Origin of the sequence: Tenacibaculum larymnensis (assembly GCF_028829235.1) — a bacterium.
Classification (GTDB): domain Bacteria; phylum Bacteroidota; class Bacteroidia; order Flavobacteriales; family Flavobacteriaceae; genus Polaribacter; species Polaribacter larymnensis.
In genome coordinates this window covers 52,516-68,196 of the sequence record NZ_JAIWJY010000007.1, presented here as the reverse complement: position 1 = coordinate 68,196, position 15,681 = coordinate 52,516, and the positions used below count along the sequence as shown (strand labels likewise).

Sequence of the window (15,681 nt, the reverse complement as noted above, 5' to 3'; positions counted from 1 at the left end):
ATGACAGTTAAGGAGAAGATACAACAGTTAAGAGAAGAGTTACATACACATAATCACAGTTACTATGTGTTGGATGCGCCAACTATATCAGATTATGAGTTTGATATTAAATTAAAAGAACTTCAGCAATTAGAAGACGAAAATCCAGAATATTTCGATCCGAATTCACCAACGCAAAGAGTAGGAGGAGAAGTTACTAAAAACTTTGAAACGGTTACTCATAAGCATAGGATGTATTCATTAGATAATTCATACTCTAAAGAAGATTTGTTAGATTGGGAAAAACGCGTTCAGAAAATTTTAGGAACCGATCAAGTCGAATATACATGTGAGTTAAAATATGATGGAGCTTCTATAAATCTTACTTATGAGAATGGTGAGTTTGTACAAGCAGTTACACGTGGAGATGGATTTCAAGGAGATAATGTAACAACTAATATACGTACCATAAAATCTATTCCATTGTTACCAAATAACGACTTTGTTTCTGATTTTGAAATGCGAGGAGAAATCATTTTACCGTTAGAAGGATTTCACAAAATGAACGAAGAGCGTGTTGCAAATGATGAAGAACCTTATAGAAATCCGCGTAATACAGCTAGTGGAAGCTTGAAGTTACAAGATAGTGCAGAAGTAGCAAAACGCCCGTTAGATTGTTTGTTGTATCAGTTAGTAACCAGAGAGCGAAAGTATGCTTCACATTTTGAAAGTTTAGAAGCTGCAAGAAAAGTTGGGTTTAAAATTCCAGACACAATTGTTTTAGCCAAATCGATAGAGGATGTATTAAACTTTGTAAATGAATGGGATGTTAAGCGTCACACATTACCTTATGAAACAGATGGAGTAGTGGTAAAAGTAAACTCATTTCAGCAACAAGATGAGTTAGGGTATACTTCAAAAGCACCTCGTTGGGCAATTGCTTATAAATTTAAGGCAGAGCAAGTTTCAACTGTGTTAAATGAAATTACTTACCAAGTAGGTCGTACAGGAGCCATTACTCCTGTAGCAAACTTAGAACCTGTGCAATTGGCAGGAACAATTGTAAAAAGAGCTTCACTACACAATGCTGATCAAATAGCAAAATTAGATGTACGAATAGGGGATACGGTTTTTGTAGAAAAAGGCGGAGAAATTATTCCGAAAATTATTGCTGTTGATTTAACAAAACGACCAGTAGATTCTGTTCCTACAGAGTATGCTACACATTGTCCTGAATGTAATACTGAACTAGTCAGAACGGAAGGCGATGCAAAGCATTATTGTCCGAATGAATTTGGATGTGCACCACAAATTACTGGAAGAATCAAGCATTTTATCAGTAGAAAAGCGATGGATATTGATGGCCTAGGAGGAGAAACTGTAGATTTATTGCGCAAAGAAGGACTGATAAAGAACTATGCAGACTTGTATGATTTAACGGTAGAACAAGTAATTCCGTTGGAACGAATGGCAGAAAAGTCAGCGCAAAATATGATTGAAGGAATTAAAAAATCAAAAGAAATTCCGTTTGAAAAAGTATTATTTGCGTTAGGAATTCGATTTGTAGGAGAAACTGTAGCTAAAAAACTAGCGAAACACTTTAAGTCAATCGATAATTTAATGAATGCCGATTTTGAAACATTGGTTGCTGTGGATGAGATTGGCGATAGAATTGCACAAAGCATTATTGATTTTTCGAATGATTTAGGAAATATAGAATTGATTAACCGATTAAAATCCTACGGAGTTCAGTTAGAAGTTTCTGCAGAGAGCTTAGAAGGACAGACAGATAAGCTAGCAGGAAAGGTTTTTGTGGTTTCAGGAGTGTTTCATCAAATGACTAGAAGTGAACTTAAAAAAGCGATTGAAGATAACGGAGGGAAAGTATCGAGTTCTATTTCTAAAAAGACAACATACATCATTGCTGGTGATAATATGGGACCAAGTAAACTTACAAAAGCTGAAAGTTTAGGAATTCCAATTATTTCAGAACAAGATTTTATTGATATAATTTTATGATTTTTTTTGTTGAATTTATTGTATTTGTGTAGTTTTGTTTTAAAATTGCTATAGAACAATTGTTATTCTTTATATTTTGTGAAATTATATATTAATAAGTTTATTTCATATGTCGTAGTCGTATGAAATTTAAGAATCAAGAGCGGATACTCTGACTGCTTGTTGAGAATATTTTTTGTTCAGAGTTAATAAAAATAATTATGTTAAAAGAAGTTTTAAAATTAGAAGGTGTTCAAGAACTGACTAAAAAACAGCAAAAATCCTTAAACGGAGGGCAAAAATGTGAGCAAAAATATGAGCCTATGAGTGTTTTTGAGCAGGAGTCTGGTCAACAGTTATGTATGAGAAGATGTAGACCTTCTTTTCTTGGAATTGGATTAGGTGAATGGTCTGAGTGGGAACATAACGTTCTTTGCTAGTAATTAGAAAATCCAAAAAACAAGACTGCTTTAATTTTAAAATTAAAGCAGTTTTTAGTTATGTTTGTAAAAACATGTTTAATGACGGCCAAACAAACTAAAATAACCATAGCATCCATCGTTTTTTTATTGGTTGCTATTGCTGACGTATATGCAGTAATTACACAAAATAAAACAATAGAGATGATTTTTAAACCTTTACTAATGACATCACTAGCAGTAGTGTATTTGGTATCGGTTAAAAAGCCAAATTTTTGGCTGCTGTCAGCTTTGTTTTTCTCGTTTTGGGGCGATGTTTTCCTATTAGATAAAGCAAACTTTTTTGTGTTTGGTTTAGCATCGTTCTTAGTGGCACATGTGGTATATATTAAAATAACGACAAGCTTTTTGTATAAAGATTCAGTAGTTAAAATACTAACATCAGCAATTCCTTTTGTATTGTTATTTGTGGGGCTCTTAGGTTTAATTTATCCTAACTTAGGAGATATGTTGCTGCCTGTATTGGTGTATGGAATAGCTATTTCAACATTTGGAACAACGGCATTACTAAATTATCGTCAGCAAAAAACAACAGCAAATACTTGGTTGTTATTAGGGACTATTTTGTTTATAGCTTCTGATAGCCTTATAGCATTGAATAATTTTTATACACCTAAAAGGTTGTTTGATATTGCTATAATCATCCTATATATCGTTTCTCAATACTTAATTGTTAAAGCAATCATAGCTAAAGAAAATTAAAAGCTCCTGACATAGCGTTGACACAACGGGCTTTATTTTTGTGTAAAACTTAAAAATAAAAGATGAATACAGAACAAAAAGAGCCGTTTTACGTTGTTGGTATCTCGGTAAGAACTACCAACGAGAATCAACAAGCAGCAAAAGATATTCCCGCTTTATGGCAACGATTCATGTCTGAAAATATAGCCGAGAAAATCCCGAATAAATCTTCAAATGAAGTATATGCTGTGTATACCGATTATGAGTCAGACCATACGAAACCATATACAACAATCATTGGCTGCAAAGTAAACGAGGTAGATAATGTCCCTGAAGGGTTTGTGAGTAAAAAAATAGAAGCACCAAACTATAAAGCATATGTAGCAAAAGGAAGTTTAACTGATAATATTGTTTACAACAAATGGTTAGAGATTTGGAATGAAGATATAAATAGAGCATATACTTCCGATTATGAGGTGTATGGAACAAAAACATTAGATCCAACAAATGCAGAAGTAGAAATATTTATAGGATTAAATTAATAATAAAAAGGGCAGTTTTATAACTGTCCTTTTTTGATTTATAAAGTTATAATTTGTCCCCAACTACAGGAATGTTTTGTCTGTTGAAAATTAATAAAATCACTCCAGAGGTAAAAGTTACGATAGCACTTATAAACAAAGTACCGCCGTCTTTGTTATGTTCAATGCCTAAAATAGTTAAATGGCTCATAATTGCTCCACTCATTAAACCAATAGTTAACAAGGCTCCCAACCAAGTTTTTTTGGGAGTAAATAAAAGTATAGAAGCAATTAATTCAAAAACACCAGTTCCTATTCGCATATAAGCTTCATTATTTCCGGCTATTTTAGTAAATAGATCAATACTTTCTTGTGCTCCAGTAAATTTAAAAAACAATGTCTGAAGCATTATAATAGCCGCTATCAGTTTTAAAATTAAAAGAATATATTTTTTCATGATTAATTGAATCTATTAAGTTAGACGTTGCAAATTCTGATGCTTACATAAACTAAAAACAATACTTTTGTAAGTATGAAAAAAATAATACTTACTCTATCGGTTTTTGGTTTATTAGCTTGTAAACAACAAAAAACAGCGCTTAAGTTTTTAGACGAACATGTGGTAAAGGATTCTTTAGTAATTGATAATACTGTTGTTGGTGGAATCTCTGGAATCGATTTTTACAATAACAATTACTACATGGTAGTGGATGATGCTACAAATCCAAGAATACTAATAGGTGATATTATTGTTAAAAGTGACTCAATTCAATCAGTAAACTTTGAAAAAGTTATTACAGTAGATACCACAAGTCAGTTTACTAAAAACCATGTACTAGATTTAGAGTCTATTTTTGTAGATAAGGGAACTATAAATTTAGTAAGTGAAGGATCTATTCAGTATAAAAAAGACCCAAGTATATTTGAAATTAATGTAGATGGAAGTTTTAAAAGTCAGGTAGAAATACCGAGTTACTTCAAAGCAACATCAAAAGCAAAACCAAAACATAATGGTGTTTTTGAAAGTTCTTCAAAAAGTTTTGACGGAAAAGGCTTTTGGGTAGCAATGGAAGCTCCTTTGGAAGCAGATGGAGAAGAACCAACATTTCATGAAACACAATCTCCTATCAGAATTACCTATTTTGATAACGAATCAAAAAAGGCGACGAAGCAATTTGCTTATCAGTTAGAAAAAATTGATAAACCAGCTAAAGGAAATGTAAACCTAAACGGAACAACAGCTATTTTAGAATATCAAAAAAATCACTTTTTCATAATCGAAAGAGCCTATCAAAGTGGTTATGGAAGCCATGGAAATGTAGTTAGAATTTTTAAAGCATCCATTAACAACAATTCAACAAATACCTTGGAAATACAATCTTTAAAAAACGAACAATATACGCCGTTAAAAAAAGAACTGTTATTAGACTTTAGTTCTGTTGAAAATCAATTAACAGATGGAATTATAGACAATATTGAAGCAATTACTTTTGGTCCAATATTGCAAAACGGAAACAAATCGTTAATCTTAGCAGCTGATGATAACTTTCAGTTGTATGGAAAGCAGTTAAATCAGTTTTTATTATTAGAAATTGAAGAGAAATAATATAAATTAGCTATTCGTAATTTTTACAGATGATAAGTACCCTAAAGAAAAAATCTATTCAGAAAGTATACGACAAACTTGTTGTAAAAAAAGAGAATACCCCACATAAAGAAACCAAAGTTAAAAGTGTAGCAATTTTGCTAGATAATGAAGCTTTAGTAAATGTAGTAATAGCCAATTTAACAAACATTTTTCCTTTTCAAAAAACAGATATAAAAGTACTAGTTTACAAAGAGTACTCAAAGAAAGAAGAACCATCTCCTGAGTTTTTTACCGAAAAAGATTTTGGTTTCAAAGCGAGTTTAAAATCCGACAATTTAAAAGATTTCGTTAAAAACAAATATGACCTACTCATAAACTATACAAAAACGTCAAACTTATTAACGAATATGGTAACTTTGTTCTCACAAGCAGATTTTAAAGCTGGTTTTGCAGAAATTGATGACAGATTGTACGATATAGTAGTGTCTGATACTAGTTTTAACGAAGCAGTTTTAAATCAAGAATTAAAAAAATACCTAACGATTTTAAATAAAATATAATGCAAAAGTTTGTAGGAACTGGAGTAGCTTTGGTAACTCCTTTCAATGAAGATTTAAGTGTAGATTTCGAAGCACTTAAAAAGTTAGTAAATTACAATATTGAAAACGGTACAAACTATTTAGTAATAAATGGAACTACTGGAGAAAGTGCAACAATTACTAAAGAAGAAAAAATAGAAATAATAAAAGTAATTGCTGAAGAAAATAAAGGACGTTTACCTTTAGTTTTAGGAGTTGGAGGAAACAACACACAAACTGTTGTAGAAGAATTACAATCTTTAGACTTATCGGAAATAGACGGAATTTTATCAGTAGCCCCGTATTATAGTAAACCAACACAAGAAGGATTCTATCAACACTACAAAGCAATTTCTTTAGCAAGCCCCAAGCCAATTATTATGTATAATGTTCCTGGCAGAACAGCAAAAAATATGGAGCCAGCAACAACTTTACGATTAGCAAGAAATTTTGAAAACATTGTTGCAGTTAAAGAAGCAGGAAACAATCAACAACAATACTATGAGTTGTTAAAAGACAGGCCAGAAGATTTTTTAGTGATTTCTGGTGATGATGATTTGGCTGTTGGAGTAGCTTTAGCAGGTGGAGCAGGAGTTATTTCTGTAATTGGGCAAGCATTACCTAAAGAGTTTTCAAAAATGATTCAGTTAGGGTTAGAAGGGAAAGCAAAAGAGGCTTACGATATACACTATAAACTAATGGATATAGTAAATCTAATTTTTGAAGAAAATAATCCAGCGGGAATAAAAGCGGTATTACAAAAGTTAGGAATCTGTTTAGATGAAGTACGTTTACCATTAGTAACAGCTTCGGAAGAATTACAAACAAAAATATCAGACTTTATAGATAATCTATAAGCTGTCTAAACAAAAATAGAGAATGCAAAAGGCTACAATTTCGTTATTGTAGTCTTTTTTTAGCATCTTTGTAAAAAAATAAACTATGAAATATTTTAAACTATATGTTATATTATTTATGACAGTAAGTGTTTTGTTAATATCATGTAGTCAAGATTTAGATAATATAGAAAAAGAGGAATCTTTTGTGATAGTAAACAATGAAAAAGCACTTATAAAGAACGCTTACTGGTATAAAAATGATCAAGGTGAAGTAACAATGTTGTTTTTAAATGGCTTGGCAAGATTAAAAGAAAATAATCTATATATAGATAATAAAGTGGTAGAAGATAGGGTAGTTTTTCTAGAGTTTAGTGTTTCGATAACGCATATTTCTGAGGGAAATTATAATTTTCCTGAAAAATTAAAACATTTGTATAGTGATATTTGTATTTCTAATGGTAGTGAAACAACTTATGAGTGCAATGATTATATAAATTTAAGAGGAGTTGATGTGGATGAAGATAGAGCTCAAGGAGAAGTTCAAATAACGAAAAAATCAGAAAATAATTTTATTATTAATATTAATGCAGATGATGGAAATGGAAGGAAAATGATAGGATTATATAGTGGTGAAATAAATGAATTAGTTTTTTAATAAGAAAAGTAAAAAGATTATGTTATCAAAAGTAATAGAGCAGGCATTAAACGACCAAATAAGAGTAGAAGCTGAGTCATCACAAGTATATTTAGCTATGGCATGTTGGGCAGAAATTCAAGGTTTTGAAGGTGTTGCACAATTTATGTATGCACATTCAGATGAAGAGCGCATGCACATGTTAAAATTAATAAAGTTTGTAAATGAACGTGGCGGACACGCACATATTTCTGATTTGAAAGAACCACCAGCAAAGTTTGGGTCTTTTAAAGATATGTTCCAAACATTGTTTGATCATGAGGTAATGGTATCTAAGTCAATAAACGATTTAGTACATATTACATTACAAGAAAAAGACTATGCAACGCATAACTTTTTACAATGGTATGTATCTGAACAGATAGAAGAAGAAGCATTGGCACGCAATATTTTAGATAAAATTAACCTAATTGGAGATGATAAAGGAGGATTATATCTATTTGATAATGATGTTAAGCAAATAGTAGCTCAATCTGCCGCTGGGGCTCAGCAATAAGATTAACAAATATTTAGGAGTTCTTTGGAAAAATTATAACAGATTTTGTAGTTTCTTGTTAATCTCATTTATGAGATAAAAAATCGTTTTAATAATCCATAATTAATCACTAATTTTGCCAGATGCAAAAAATGAAAAATTTAGCGTATATTGCTGTAATGCTTTTAGTACTTTCTTCATGTGGAGAATATCAAAAAGTATTGAATAAAGGAACTGTAGAAGAACAGTACAAAATGGCTGTAAAAATGTACGAAGCTCAAAAGTACAGTAAAGCTTTACGTTTGTTTGAAAAGGTAGTACCTTCTTATAGAGGTAAACCTCAAATGGAGCGAATTAAGTATATGGTAGCTCAGTCTAGTTTTAATGAGAAAAATTATATATCGGCAGGTTATTATTTTAATAGCTTTATTACGTCTTTTCCAAAAAGTTCAAAAAGAGAAGAAGCAGCTTTTTTATCAGCTTTAAGCTATTACAAAGCAGCACCTAGTTATAGTTTAGATCCAACGGATACAAACAAAGCGTTAGAGGCTTTTCAAAAATTTATAGATAATTACCCAGATTCAGATAAGATAGAAGAGGCTAACAAGTATCATGCAGAATTAAGAGCTAAGCTTGAAAAGAAATCTTTTGAAATAGCAAAAACATATTATAGAACTGCTGATTATGACTCTAGAAATTATAAAGCGGCCATTGTAGCTTTTGATAATTTATTAGAAGATTATTTAGGAACGAAGTATAAAGAAGAAGCTTTATACTACCGTTTAAAAGCAGCGCATGATTTTGCAATGAAAAGTACGCAACGTAGAAAAGCAGAAAGAATTAAAGAAGCAGTCAAAGCGTACGATAAATTAAAAAGAAACTTTCCTGAATCAAAATTCATGGAAGAATCAAACGAAATGCTAGCAGCATTAAACAAAGAACAAGAACAATTAGCTAAAAGTTAAAAAATGGATTATAAAGAAACGAAAGCGCCGTTAAGTACTATAACTTATAATAAAGAAGCTATCGAGGCTCCAACGCATAATATTTATGAAGCTATTTCTATTATAGCAAAGAGAGCTACACAAATTAATTCTGATTTAAAAAAGGAATTAGTTGATAAGTTAGATGAGTTTGCTACTTATAACGATAGTTTAGAAGAAGTTTTTGAAAACAAAGAGCAAATCGAAGTTTCTAAATTTTATGAGCGTTTACCTAAACCACATGCTATTGCAGTAGAAGAGTGGTTAAACGACAAGGTGTATTATAGAACTCCAGAGACAAAATAATATGTCTGTACTAAGCGGTAAAAAAGTTTTACTTGGTGTTACCGCCGGTATAGCGGCATACAAAACAGCGAACTTAGTTCGCTTATTTATAAAATCAGGCGCAGAAGTCAAAGTAATTATGACTCCTGCGTCTAAAGATTTTATAACACCTCTTACACTTTCCACCTTATCAAAAAATCCAGTTCATTCTACTTTTTATGATAAAGAAGATGAAAATGAATTGTGGAATAACCATGTAGATTTAGGTTTATGGGCAGATTTAATGTTAATTGCCCCAGCTACAGCAAATACCTTGTCTAAAATGACAAATGGGACATGCGATAATTTATTATTAGCAACCTATTTGTCAGCTAAATGTCCAGTGTATTTTGCACCTGCGATGGACTTAGACATGTATCAACATCCATCAACAAAAACTAGTTTAGAAAGCTTACAAAGTTTTGGTAATATATTAATTCCTGCTACTTCGGGTGAGTTAGCAAGCGGATTGGTTGGGGAAGGTCGTATGGCTGAACCAGAAGATATTGTTGACTTTATAGAAAAAGATATAGTATCTAAATTACCACTCCGTGGGAAAAAGATGTTAATAACAGCAGGGCCAACCTATGAAGCTATAGATCCTGTACGTTTTATTGGAAATCACTCTTCAGGTAAAATGGGATTTGAAATTGCTAAAACAGCGGCTAATTTAGGAGCTGAGGTGTTTTTAGTAGCTGGTCCATCAAATCAGGAAGTAAACCATTCTTTTATTCATAGAATAGATGTGAAGTCTGCACAAGATATGTATGAAGCATGTCATAAGTATTTTGCCGAAGTTGATATAGCTGTGTTATCGGCGGCAGTTTCAGACTATCGACCAAAAAATGTAGCTACTCAAAAAATAAAAAAGAAAGAAGCAGCGTTAAGTATTGAGTTAGAACCAACTAAAGATATCTTAAAATCTCTAGGAGAAATTAAGAAGAATCAGTTGTTAGTTGGGTTTGCATTAGAAACGAACGATGAGGTACAAAACGCAAAAAGTAAGCTTACACGCAAAAAATTAGATTTTATTGTATTAAATTCGTTACGTGATAAAGGTGCTGGTTTTGCAACCGACACCAATAAAATTACAATTATTGATGCTGATTTTAACGAAAAATCGTTCGATTTAAAATCGAAAAAAGCAGTGTCAAAAGATATCGTTAACGAAATAATACAAAAATTAGATGCGTAAGTTTTTCTTTATAGTTTTTCTTTTTTCAGTTACTTTTTCTTCTTATTCACAAGAGTTGAATGCTACTGTAATAATCAATTCAGATAAAGTACAGAGTAGTAATAAACAAGTTTATCAAACTTTACAAAAAGCATTAACTGAGTTTATTAATGATAAACAATGGACGAATAGAAACTTTAAGCAACAAGAACGTATTAATTGTGCATTTAATATCATTATAAATGAGCAAAACGGGAGTAATTTTTCAGGGACTTTGCAAGTACAGTCAACCAGACCTGTATATAATTCAACCTATGCTACACCTGTTTTAAACATTAATGATACAAACTTTAACTTTCGTTATAATGAGTTTGATCCGTTAATTTACAACCCAACTATTTACGAATCTAATTTAATCTCAACAATTGCTTTTTATGTATATACAATATTAGGAGTTGATGCAGATACTTTTGCTTTAAAAGGAGGAGAGAATTACTTGAAACAAGCAGAAAATATTATGTTGTTAGCACAGTCTAACGGAGAGTCTGGTTGGCAAAATCAAGTAGGGAAACAAAATCGCTTTGCTTTAATAGATAATTTACTGTCTTCTAAATTTAGTGTTTTACGAAGTATCTACTACAATTACCACCGTAACGGTTTCGATAATTTTGCAGACAATAAAAATTCAGCTAAAGAAGCAATTGAAAAAAGTGTTTTAGATTTAGATAAACTACATAATATTACTATTGGTAATTATATGATTCGCGTTTTCTTAGATGCCAAAGGAGATGAAATAGTAAATGTTTTTTCTGATGGAGTTACTTCAAGAAATCAATCACAAATGATTACAGTTTTAAATAAAATTGCTCCAACTTATAAAGATAAGTGGAAAAATCTTCAGTAAAAGTGCTTCGTTATTAAATCGTTAAATACAACGTTTATAAGCTGTTGAAAAATCAATAGACTTCCTTTGTTTTAGCTTGATTTAATTCATTCAAAATCCTTACTTTTATTTTTTACAAAAGAATAGAATTTGCTTACACATTTATCTATACATAATTATGCATTAATCAATCAGTTAACGATTGATTTTACAAAAGGTTTATCTATCATTACTGGTGAAACTGGAGCAGGAAAATCCATTTTATTAGGAGCTTTAGGTTTGGTAATGGGTAATCGTGCCGATTTATCTTCTTTAAAGGATACTGAGAAAAAGTGCATTATTGAAGCACAATTTTCGGTAGAAGGATATACTTTGCAAGAGTTATTTGAAGAGTTAGACCTCGATTATGAAAAAGAATCCATAATTCGAAGAGAAATTTTACCATCTGGTAAATCAAGAGCTTTTGTTAACGATACGCCGGTTACATTATCGGTGTTAAATGCTTTGAAAACAAAGCTTATTGATATTCATTCGCAACATCAAACTATGCAGTTGTCAGATGTATCTTTTCAATTCTCTGTTATTGATGCCTTGGCAAAAAATCAAGCTAAAATAGCATCTTATAAGAGAGGTTTGCGTACGTATAACAAATTACGAAAAGAGCTGAAAGCACTTCAGGAGGAAACTGAAAAATCAAAAGAACAATACGAGTACAACTTACACTTGTTTAATGAGCTTGAAGAAGCGAACTTAAAAGAAGGAGAGCAAGAAGTTTTAGAAGAAAAGTTAGATAAATTAAATAATATTGAAGAAATAAAGTTGAATTTATCAGAAGCTTTAGGTGTTTCTATTAATGAAGAAATAGGTATTCAAACGTTACTAAATTCTTTAGAAGGGAAACTACAAAAAATCAGTTCTTTTTCTAAACAATATGAAGAGTTAGCGAATCGCGTAACGAGTGTGAAAATTGAATTAGATGATGTAGTTACCGAGTTAGAAAGCGCAAATGAAGAGGTAGAGTTTAATCCTAACGAAATTGAAGAGCTCAATGATAGGTTACAATTAATTTATAACCTTCAAAAGAAACATTCAGTATCAACAATAATAGAATTGCAAGAAATTCATGCATCATTATCAGAAAAGGTTGCACAAGTTGAAGATGCTGGAGGAATAGTGGCTCAAAAAGAAGGAGAAATTAAAGATGTAGCTAAAAAGTTAGATGAAGTAGCGAAGATGATTACTACTTCGAGAAATAAAGTAATTCCAAAGTTGAAAAAAGAATTAGAATATCTTTTATCAGAATTAGGAATGCCAAATGCTCGTTTTGCTATAGAATTACTATCTTCAGAAGAATACTTATCAAACGGAAAAGACAACTTACAATTTTTATTCTCAGCAAATAAAGGAGGTAACTTTGGAGAGTTAAAGAAGGTAGCATCAGGAGGGGAATTGTCTCGAATTATGTTATCTATCAAAAAAATACTATCAGAAAACATACAATTGCCTACGATTATTTTTGATGAGATTGATACTGGAGTTTCAGGAGAGGTATCTAATAAAATTGCAAAAATAATGCAAGATATGAGTGCTCATATGCAGGTAATAACCATTACACATTTACCTCAAATAGCTTCAAAAGGAGTGCAGCACTATAAAGTATTTAAAGGAGAAGAGAAAGGAGTAACCACCTCTAATTTAAAGTTATTGTCAGAAGACGAACGTATTAGAGAAATAGCTGAGATGTTAAGTGGAAAAGACGTTTCTGAAAGTGCATTGACCCATGCAAAGGAATTATTAAATTAAGAGTATATTTGCTTTCAGAACAAACAACGATAGACTAAAATATTTTAAATATGTATAATTTATTAAAAGGAAAAAAGGGAATTATTTTTGGAGCATTAGATGAAAATTCTATTGCATGGAAAGTAGCTGAACGTGCTCACGAAGAAGGAGCAGAGTTTGTATTAACCAACGCACCTATTGCAATGCGTATGGGAGGTATTAAAGATTTAGCAGCGAAGACAGGATCTGAAATTATTCCAGCTGACGCAACTTCTATGGATGATTTAAACAACTTGGTTGAAAAGTCTATGGAAATTTTAGGAGGTAAAATAGATTTCGTTTTACACTCAATCGGTATGTCAGTTAATGTACGTAAAGGACGTCATTATACAGATTCTAAATACGATTTTACAACTAAAGGATGGGACGTTTCAGCGGTATCTTTTCATAAAGTAATGAACGTTTTATATAACAAACAAGCCATGAATGAGTGGGGAAGTATTGTTGCATTAACTTATATGGCAGCACAACGTGTATTCCCAGATTACAATGATATGGCTGATAACAAAGCGTATTTAGAAAGTATCGCACGTAGTTTTGGATATTTCTTCGGAAGAGATCATAAAGTACGTGTAAACACAATATCTCAATCACCTACGCCTACAACTGCAGGACAAGGAGTAAAAGGATTTGACGGATTTATTTCATATGCTGAAAAAATGTCTCCATTAGGAAATGCAACAGCATTAGAATGTGCGGATTATACAATCTCATTATTCTCAGATTTAACTAAGAAAGTAACATTACAAAACTTATTCCACGATGGAGGTTTCTCTAACATGGGAGTGAGTGATGCGGTAATGGAAAGGTTTACTGAAGAATAAGATCTTTATATAAATAGAATCAAAGATAAAAAGCAAATCGTTAGATTTGCTTTTTTTATTGATAGTTATCATATGAGCAATATTTTACACATAGAAAAAGAGTTAGCACCGTTAAGGAAGCAACTAAAGGAACATGAACTATATAACTCGTTAGAGCATATTGACGATGTAAAATTATTTATGGAATCGCATGTATTTGCTGTGTGGGATTTCATGTCACTATTAAAAGCGTTACAACGAGAACTTACTTGTGTGAATTTACCTTGGTTACCTGCTGTAAATACCAAAACGGCACGTTTTATCAATGAAATTGTTTTAGGTGAAGAAACTGATATTAATGAATTAGGAGAACCAAAGAGTCATTTTGAAATGTATATTGATGCGATGCGTCAAGCAGGGGCTAGTATCGATGAAATTTCGAGCTTTATTTCAGGTGTTATTGACGGAAAACCAGTTGAGGAAGTAATGCAGAATAGTTCTATTATTGAAGAAGTAAAAGACTTTGTAAACTTTTCTTTTGAAGTAATTAAAACAGGTGAGCCACATATTATAGCATCTAGTTTTACTTTTGGTAGAGAAGATGTAATACCAGATATGTTTTTAGAAATTGTAAAAAACACTGAAGAAAAAGAAGGAAGTTCTTACAGTAAACTTACATATTACTTAAATAGACATATTGAATTAGATGGAGATGAACACGGACCGTTATCGTTACAAATGATAGAGGAGTTGTGTGGTCAAGATCAACAAAAGTGGGATGATGTGTTGTTTTATGCCAAGGAATCTTTACAGAAAAGAATACAGCTTTGGAATGGAATAGCTCAACAAATTAAACAAAGAGCTTAGGTTATAATGGACTTAAAGTTTTCAGTAATAGTACCTGTTTATAATCGACCACAAGAGGTTGATGAGTTGTTAGAAAGCTTAACCAGACAAGGTTTTCAAGATGATTTTGAGGTATTAATTGTTGAAGATGGTTCTGAAAATTCATCTGAAGAAATTGTAAAAAAGTATACTTCACAACTCAATCTAAACTATTTTTATAAAGAGAATAGTGGGGCAGGAGCAAGTCGTAATTATGGAATGCAAAGAGCATCAGGAAACTACTTTATTATTTTAGACTCCGATGTTATTGTTCCCCCTCAATACCTTTCTGAAGTAAAAAAAGCATTAGAAGAGAATTATACAGATGCTTTTGGAGGTCCAGACGCAGCACATCCTAATTTCACTGCTTTACAAAAAGCTATTAATTATTCGATGACTTCGGTGTTAACAACTGGAGGAATTAGAGGAAAGAAAAAATCCGTAGGAAAATTTCAACCCAGAAGCTTTAATTTAGGTTTATCAAGAACTGCTTTTGAAAAAACAAATGGTTTTTCAAAGATGAAAGCTGGTGAAGACATAGATTTAACCTTCCGCCTTTGGGAGAATGGTTTTGAAACACAATTAATAGAAAAGGCTTTTGTGTACCATAAACGTAGAAGTACCGTTAAACAGTTTTTTAAACAAACATTTGCTTTTGGTACTGCAAGACCTGTATTGAATAAAAAGTATCCAGAAACGGCAAAATTAACGTATTGGTTTCCGAGTTTATTTATTATTGGAATTGATATTGCGATTATAGCAGTATTTTTTGGATATTGGCAGTTGTTAGCTTTTTACGGAGTTTACTTTACTTGTGTCTTTTTAGATTCCTTATTTCAAAATAAAAATTTACAGGTAGCATTGTTGAGTATTGTTACAACCATCACTCAGTTTTATGGTTACGGGCTTGGTTTTTTTGAATCTAAGTTTCTAAAAAAATAAAAAGCTCCCAATT

Annotated in this window: 18 protein-coding genes; 17 read left to right on the top strand and 1 reads right to left on the bottom strand. The window is 31.6% G+C overall.

The genetic code is table 11. The annotated features are described in order from the left end of the window. The 4 genes from ligA to LCI24_RS11245 all read left to right on the top strand — a co-directional run bounded on the left by ligA (nucleotide 1) and on the right by LCI24_RS11245 (nucleotide 3,679). Nucleotides 1–1,998: an NAD-dependent DNA ligase LigA gene (gene ligA / locus LCI24_RS11260; RefSeq protein WP_274640456.1), complete on the top strand. Its 1,998-nt coding sequence runs from the start codon at nucleotides 1–3 to the stop codon at nucleotides 1,996–1,998. Between the two features lie 200 nt (nucleotides 1,999–2,198). Then, nucleotides 2,199–2,417, top strand: coding sequence for a hypothetical protein (locus LCI24_RS11255; RefSeq protein ID WP_274640455.1), 219 nt, complete (start codon nucleotides 2,199–2,201; stop codon nucleotides 2,415–2,417). An 81-nt stretch (nucleotides 2,418–2,498) separates the two neighbouring features. Beyond that, entirely contained in the window at nucleotides 2,499–3,158 is a 660-nt protein-coding gene (locus LCI24_RS11250) for a lysoplasmalogenase (RefSeq protein ID WP_274640454.1), read from the top strand. A 62-nt stretch (nucleotides 3,159–3,220) separates the two neighbouring features. Next, entirely contained in the window at nucleotides 3,221–3,679 is a 459-nt protein-coding gene (locus tag LCI24_RS11245; RefSeq protein ID WP_274640453.1) for a GyrI-like domain-containing protein, read from the top strand. Between the two features lie 46 nt (nucleotides 3,680–3,725). On the opposite strand, the gene LCI24_RS11240 is transcribed toward LCI24_RS11245, so the two are convergent. Beyond that, a complete protein-coding gene (locus LCI24_RS11240; RefSeq protein WP_274640452.1) occupies nucleotides 3,726–4,115 on the bottom strand; it encodes a DoxX family protein in 390 nt (129 codons plus the stop codon). A gap of 75 nt (nucleotides 4,116–4,190) precedes the next feature. Between LCI24_RS11240 and LCI24_RS11235 the strand changes: the two genes are divergently transcribed. The 13 genes from LCI24_RS11235 to LCI24_RS11175 all read left to right on the top strand — a co-directional run bounded on the left by LCI24_RS11235 (nucleotide 4,191) and on the right by LCI24_RS11175 (nucleotide 15,668). Continuing rightward, a complete protein-coding gene (locus LCI24_RS11235) occupies nucleotides 4,191–5,264 on the top strand; it encodes an esterase-like activity of phytase family protein (protein ID WP_274640451.1) in 1,074 nt (357 codons plus the stop codon). 29 nt (nucleotides 5,265–5,293) lie between these two features. Next, entirely contained in the window at nucleotides 5,294–5,806 is a 513-nt protein-coding gene (locus LCI24_RS11230; RefSeq protein ID WP_274640450.1) for a DUF6913 domain-containing protein, read from the top strand. Further along, nucleotides 5,806–6,681: a 4-hydroxy-tetrahydrodipicolinate synthase gene (gene dapA, locus LCI24_RS11225; RefSeq protein ID WP_274640449.1), complete on the top strand. Its 876-nt coding sequence runs from the start codon at nucleotides 5,806–5,808 to the stop codon at nucleotides 6,679–6,681. The genes LCI24_RS11230 and dapA overlap by 1 nt, the downstream gene beginning before the upstream one ends. 85 nt (nucleotides 6,682–6,766) lie before the next feature. Continuing rightward, a complete protein-coding gene (locus LCI24_RS11220; protein ID WP_274640448.1) occupies nucleotides 6,767–7,318 on the top strand; it encodes a hypothetical protein in 552 nt (183 codons plus the stop codon). A 19-nt stretch (nucleotides 7,319–7,337) separates the two neighbouring features. Continuing rightward, nucleotides 7,338–7,853: a ferritin gene (locus LCI24_RS11215; protein ID WP_099216412.1), complete on the top strand. Its 516-nt coding sequence runs from the start codon at nucleotides 7,338–7,340 to the stop codon at nucleotides 7,851–7,853. 131 nt (nucleotides 7,854–7,984) lie between these two features. Next, the gene (locus LCI24_RS11210) at nucleotides 7,985–8,797 is read left to right on the top strand and encodes an outer membrane protein assembly factor BamD (RefSeq protein WP_274640447.1); all 813 of its coding nucleotides are present in this window, start codon (nucleotides 7,985–7,987) and stop codon (nucleotides 8,795–8,797) included. 3 nt (nucleotides 8,798–8,800) lie between these two features. Further along, the gene (locus tag LCI24_RS11205) at nucleotides 8,801–9,121 is read left to right on the top strand and encodes a DNA-directed RNA polymerase subunit omega (RefSeq protein WP_274640446.1); all 321 of its coding nucleotides are present in this window, start codon (nucleotides 8,801–8,803) and stop codon (nucleotides 9,119–9,121) included. Between the two features lies 1 nt (nucleotide 9,122). Continuing rightward, the gene (gene coaBC, locus LCI24_RS11200) at nucleotides 9,123–10,334 is read left to right on the top strand and encodes a bifunctional phosphopantothenoylcysteine decarboxylase/phosphopantothenate--cysteine ligase CoaBC (protein WP_274640445.1); all 1,212 of its coding nucleotides are present in this window, start codon (nucleotides 9,123–9,125) and stop codon (nucleotides 10,332–10,334) included. After that, nucleotides 10,327–11,217, top strand: coding sequence for a type IX secretion system protein PorD (gene porD / locus LCI24_RS11195; RefSeq protein WP_274640444.1), 891 nt, complete (start codon nucleotides 10,327–10,329; stop codon nucleotides 11,215–11,217). The genes coaBC and porD overlap by 8 nt, the downstream gene beginning before the upstream one ends. 129 nt (nucleotides 11,218–11,346) lie before the next feature. After that, complete coding sequence (gene recN, locus LCI24_RS11190) at nucleotides 11,347–12,999, top strand: DNA repair protein RecN (protein WP_274640443.1); 1,653 nt, start codon at nucleotides 11,347–11,349, stop codon at nucleotides 12,997–12,999. A gap of 50 nt (nucleotides 13,000–13,049) precedes the next feature. Beyond that, the gene (locus tag LCI24_RS11185) at nucleotides 13,050–13,862 is read left to right on the top strand and encodes an enoyl-ACP reductase FabI (protein ID WP_099216418.1); all 813 of its coding nucleotides are present in this window, start codon (nucleotides 13,050–13,052) and stop codon (nucleotides 13,860–13,862) included. Between the two features lie 72 nt (nucleotides 13,863–13,934). Continuing rightward, complete coding sequence (locus tag LCI24_RS11180; RefSeq protein ID WP_274640442.1) at nucleotides 13,935–14,708, top strand: DUF3050 domain-containing protein; 774 nt, start codon at nucleotides 13,935–13,937, stop codon at nucleotides 14,706–14,708. A 6-nt stretch (nucleotides 14,709–14,714) separates the two neighbouring features. Further along, nucleotides 14,715–15,668, top strand: coding sequence for a glycosyltransferase family 2 protein (locus LCI24_RS11175; RefSeq protein ID WP_274640441.1), 954 nt, complete (start codon nucleotides 14,715–14,717; stop codon nucleotides 15,666–15,668). Nucleotides 15,669–15,681: the final 13 nt, after the last annotated feature.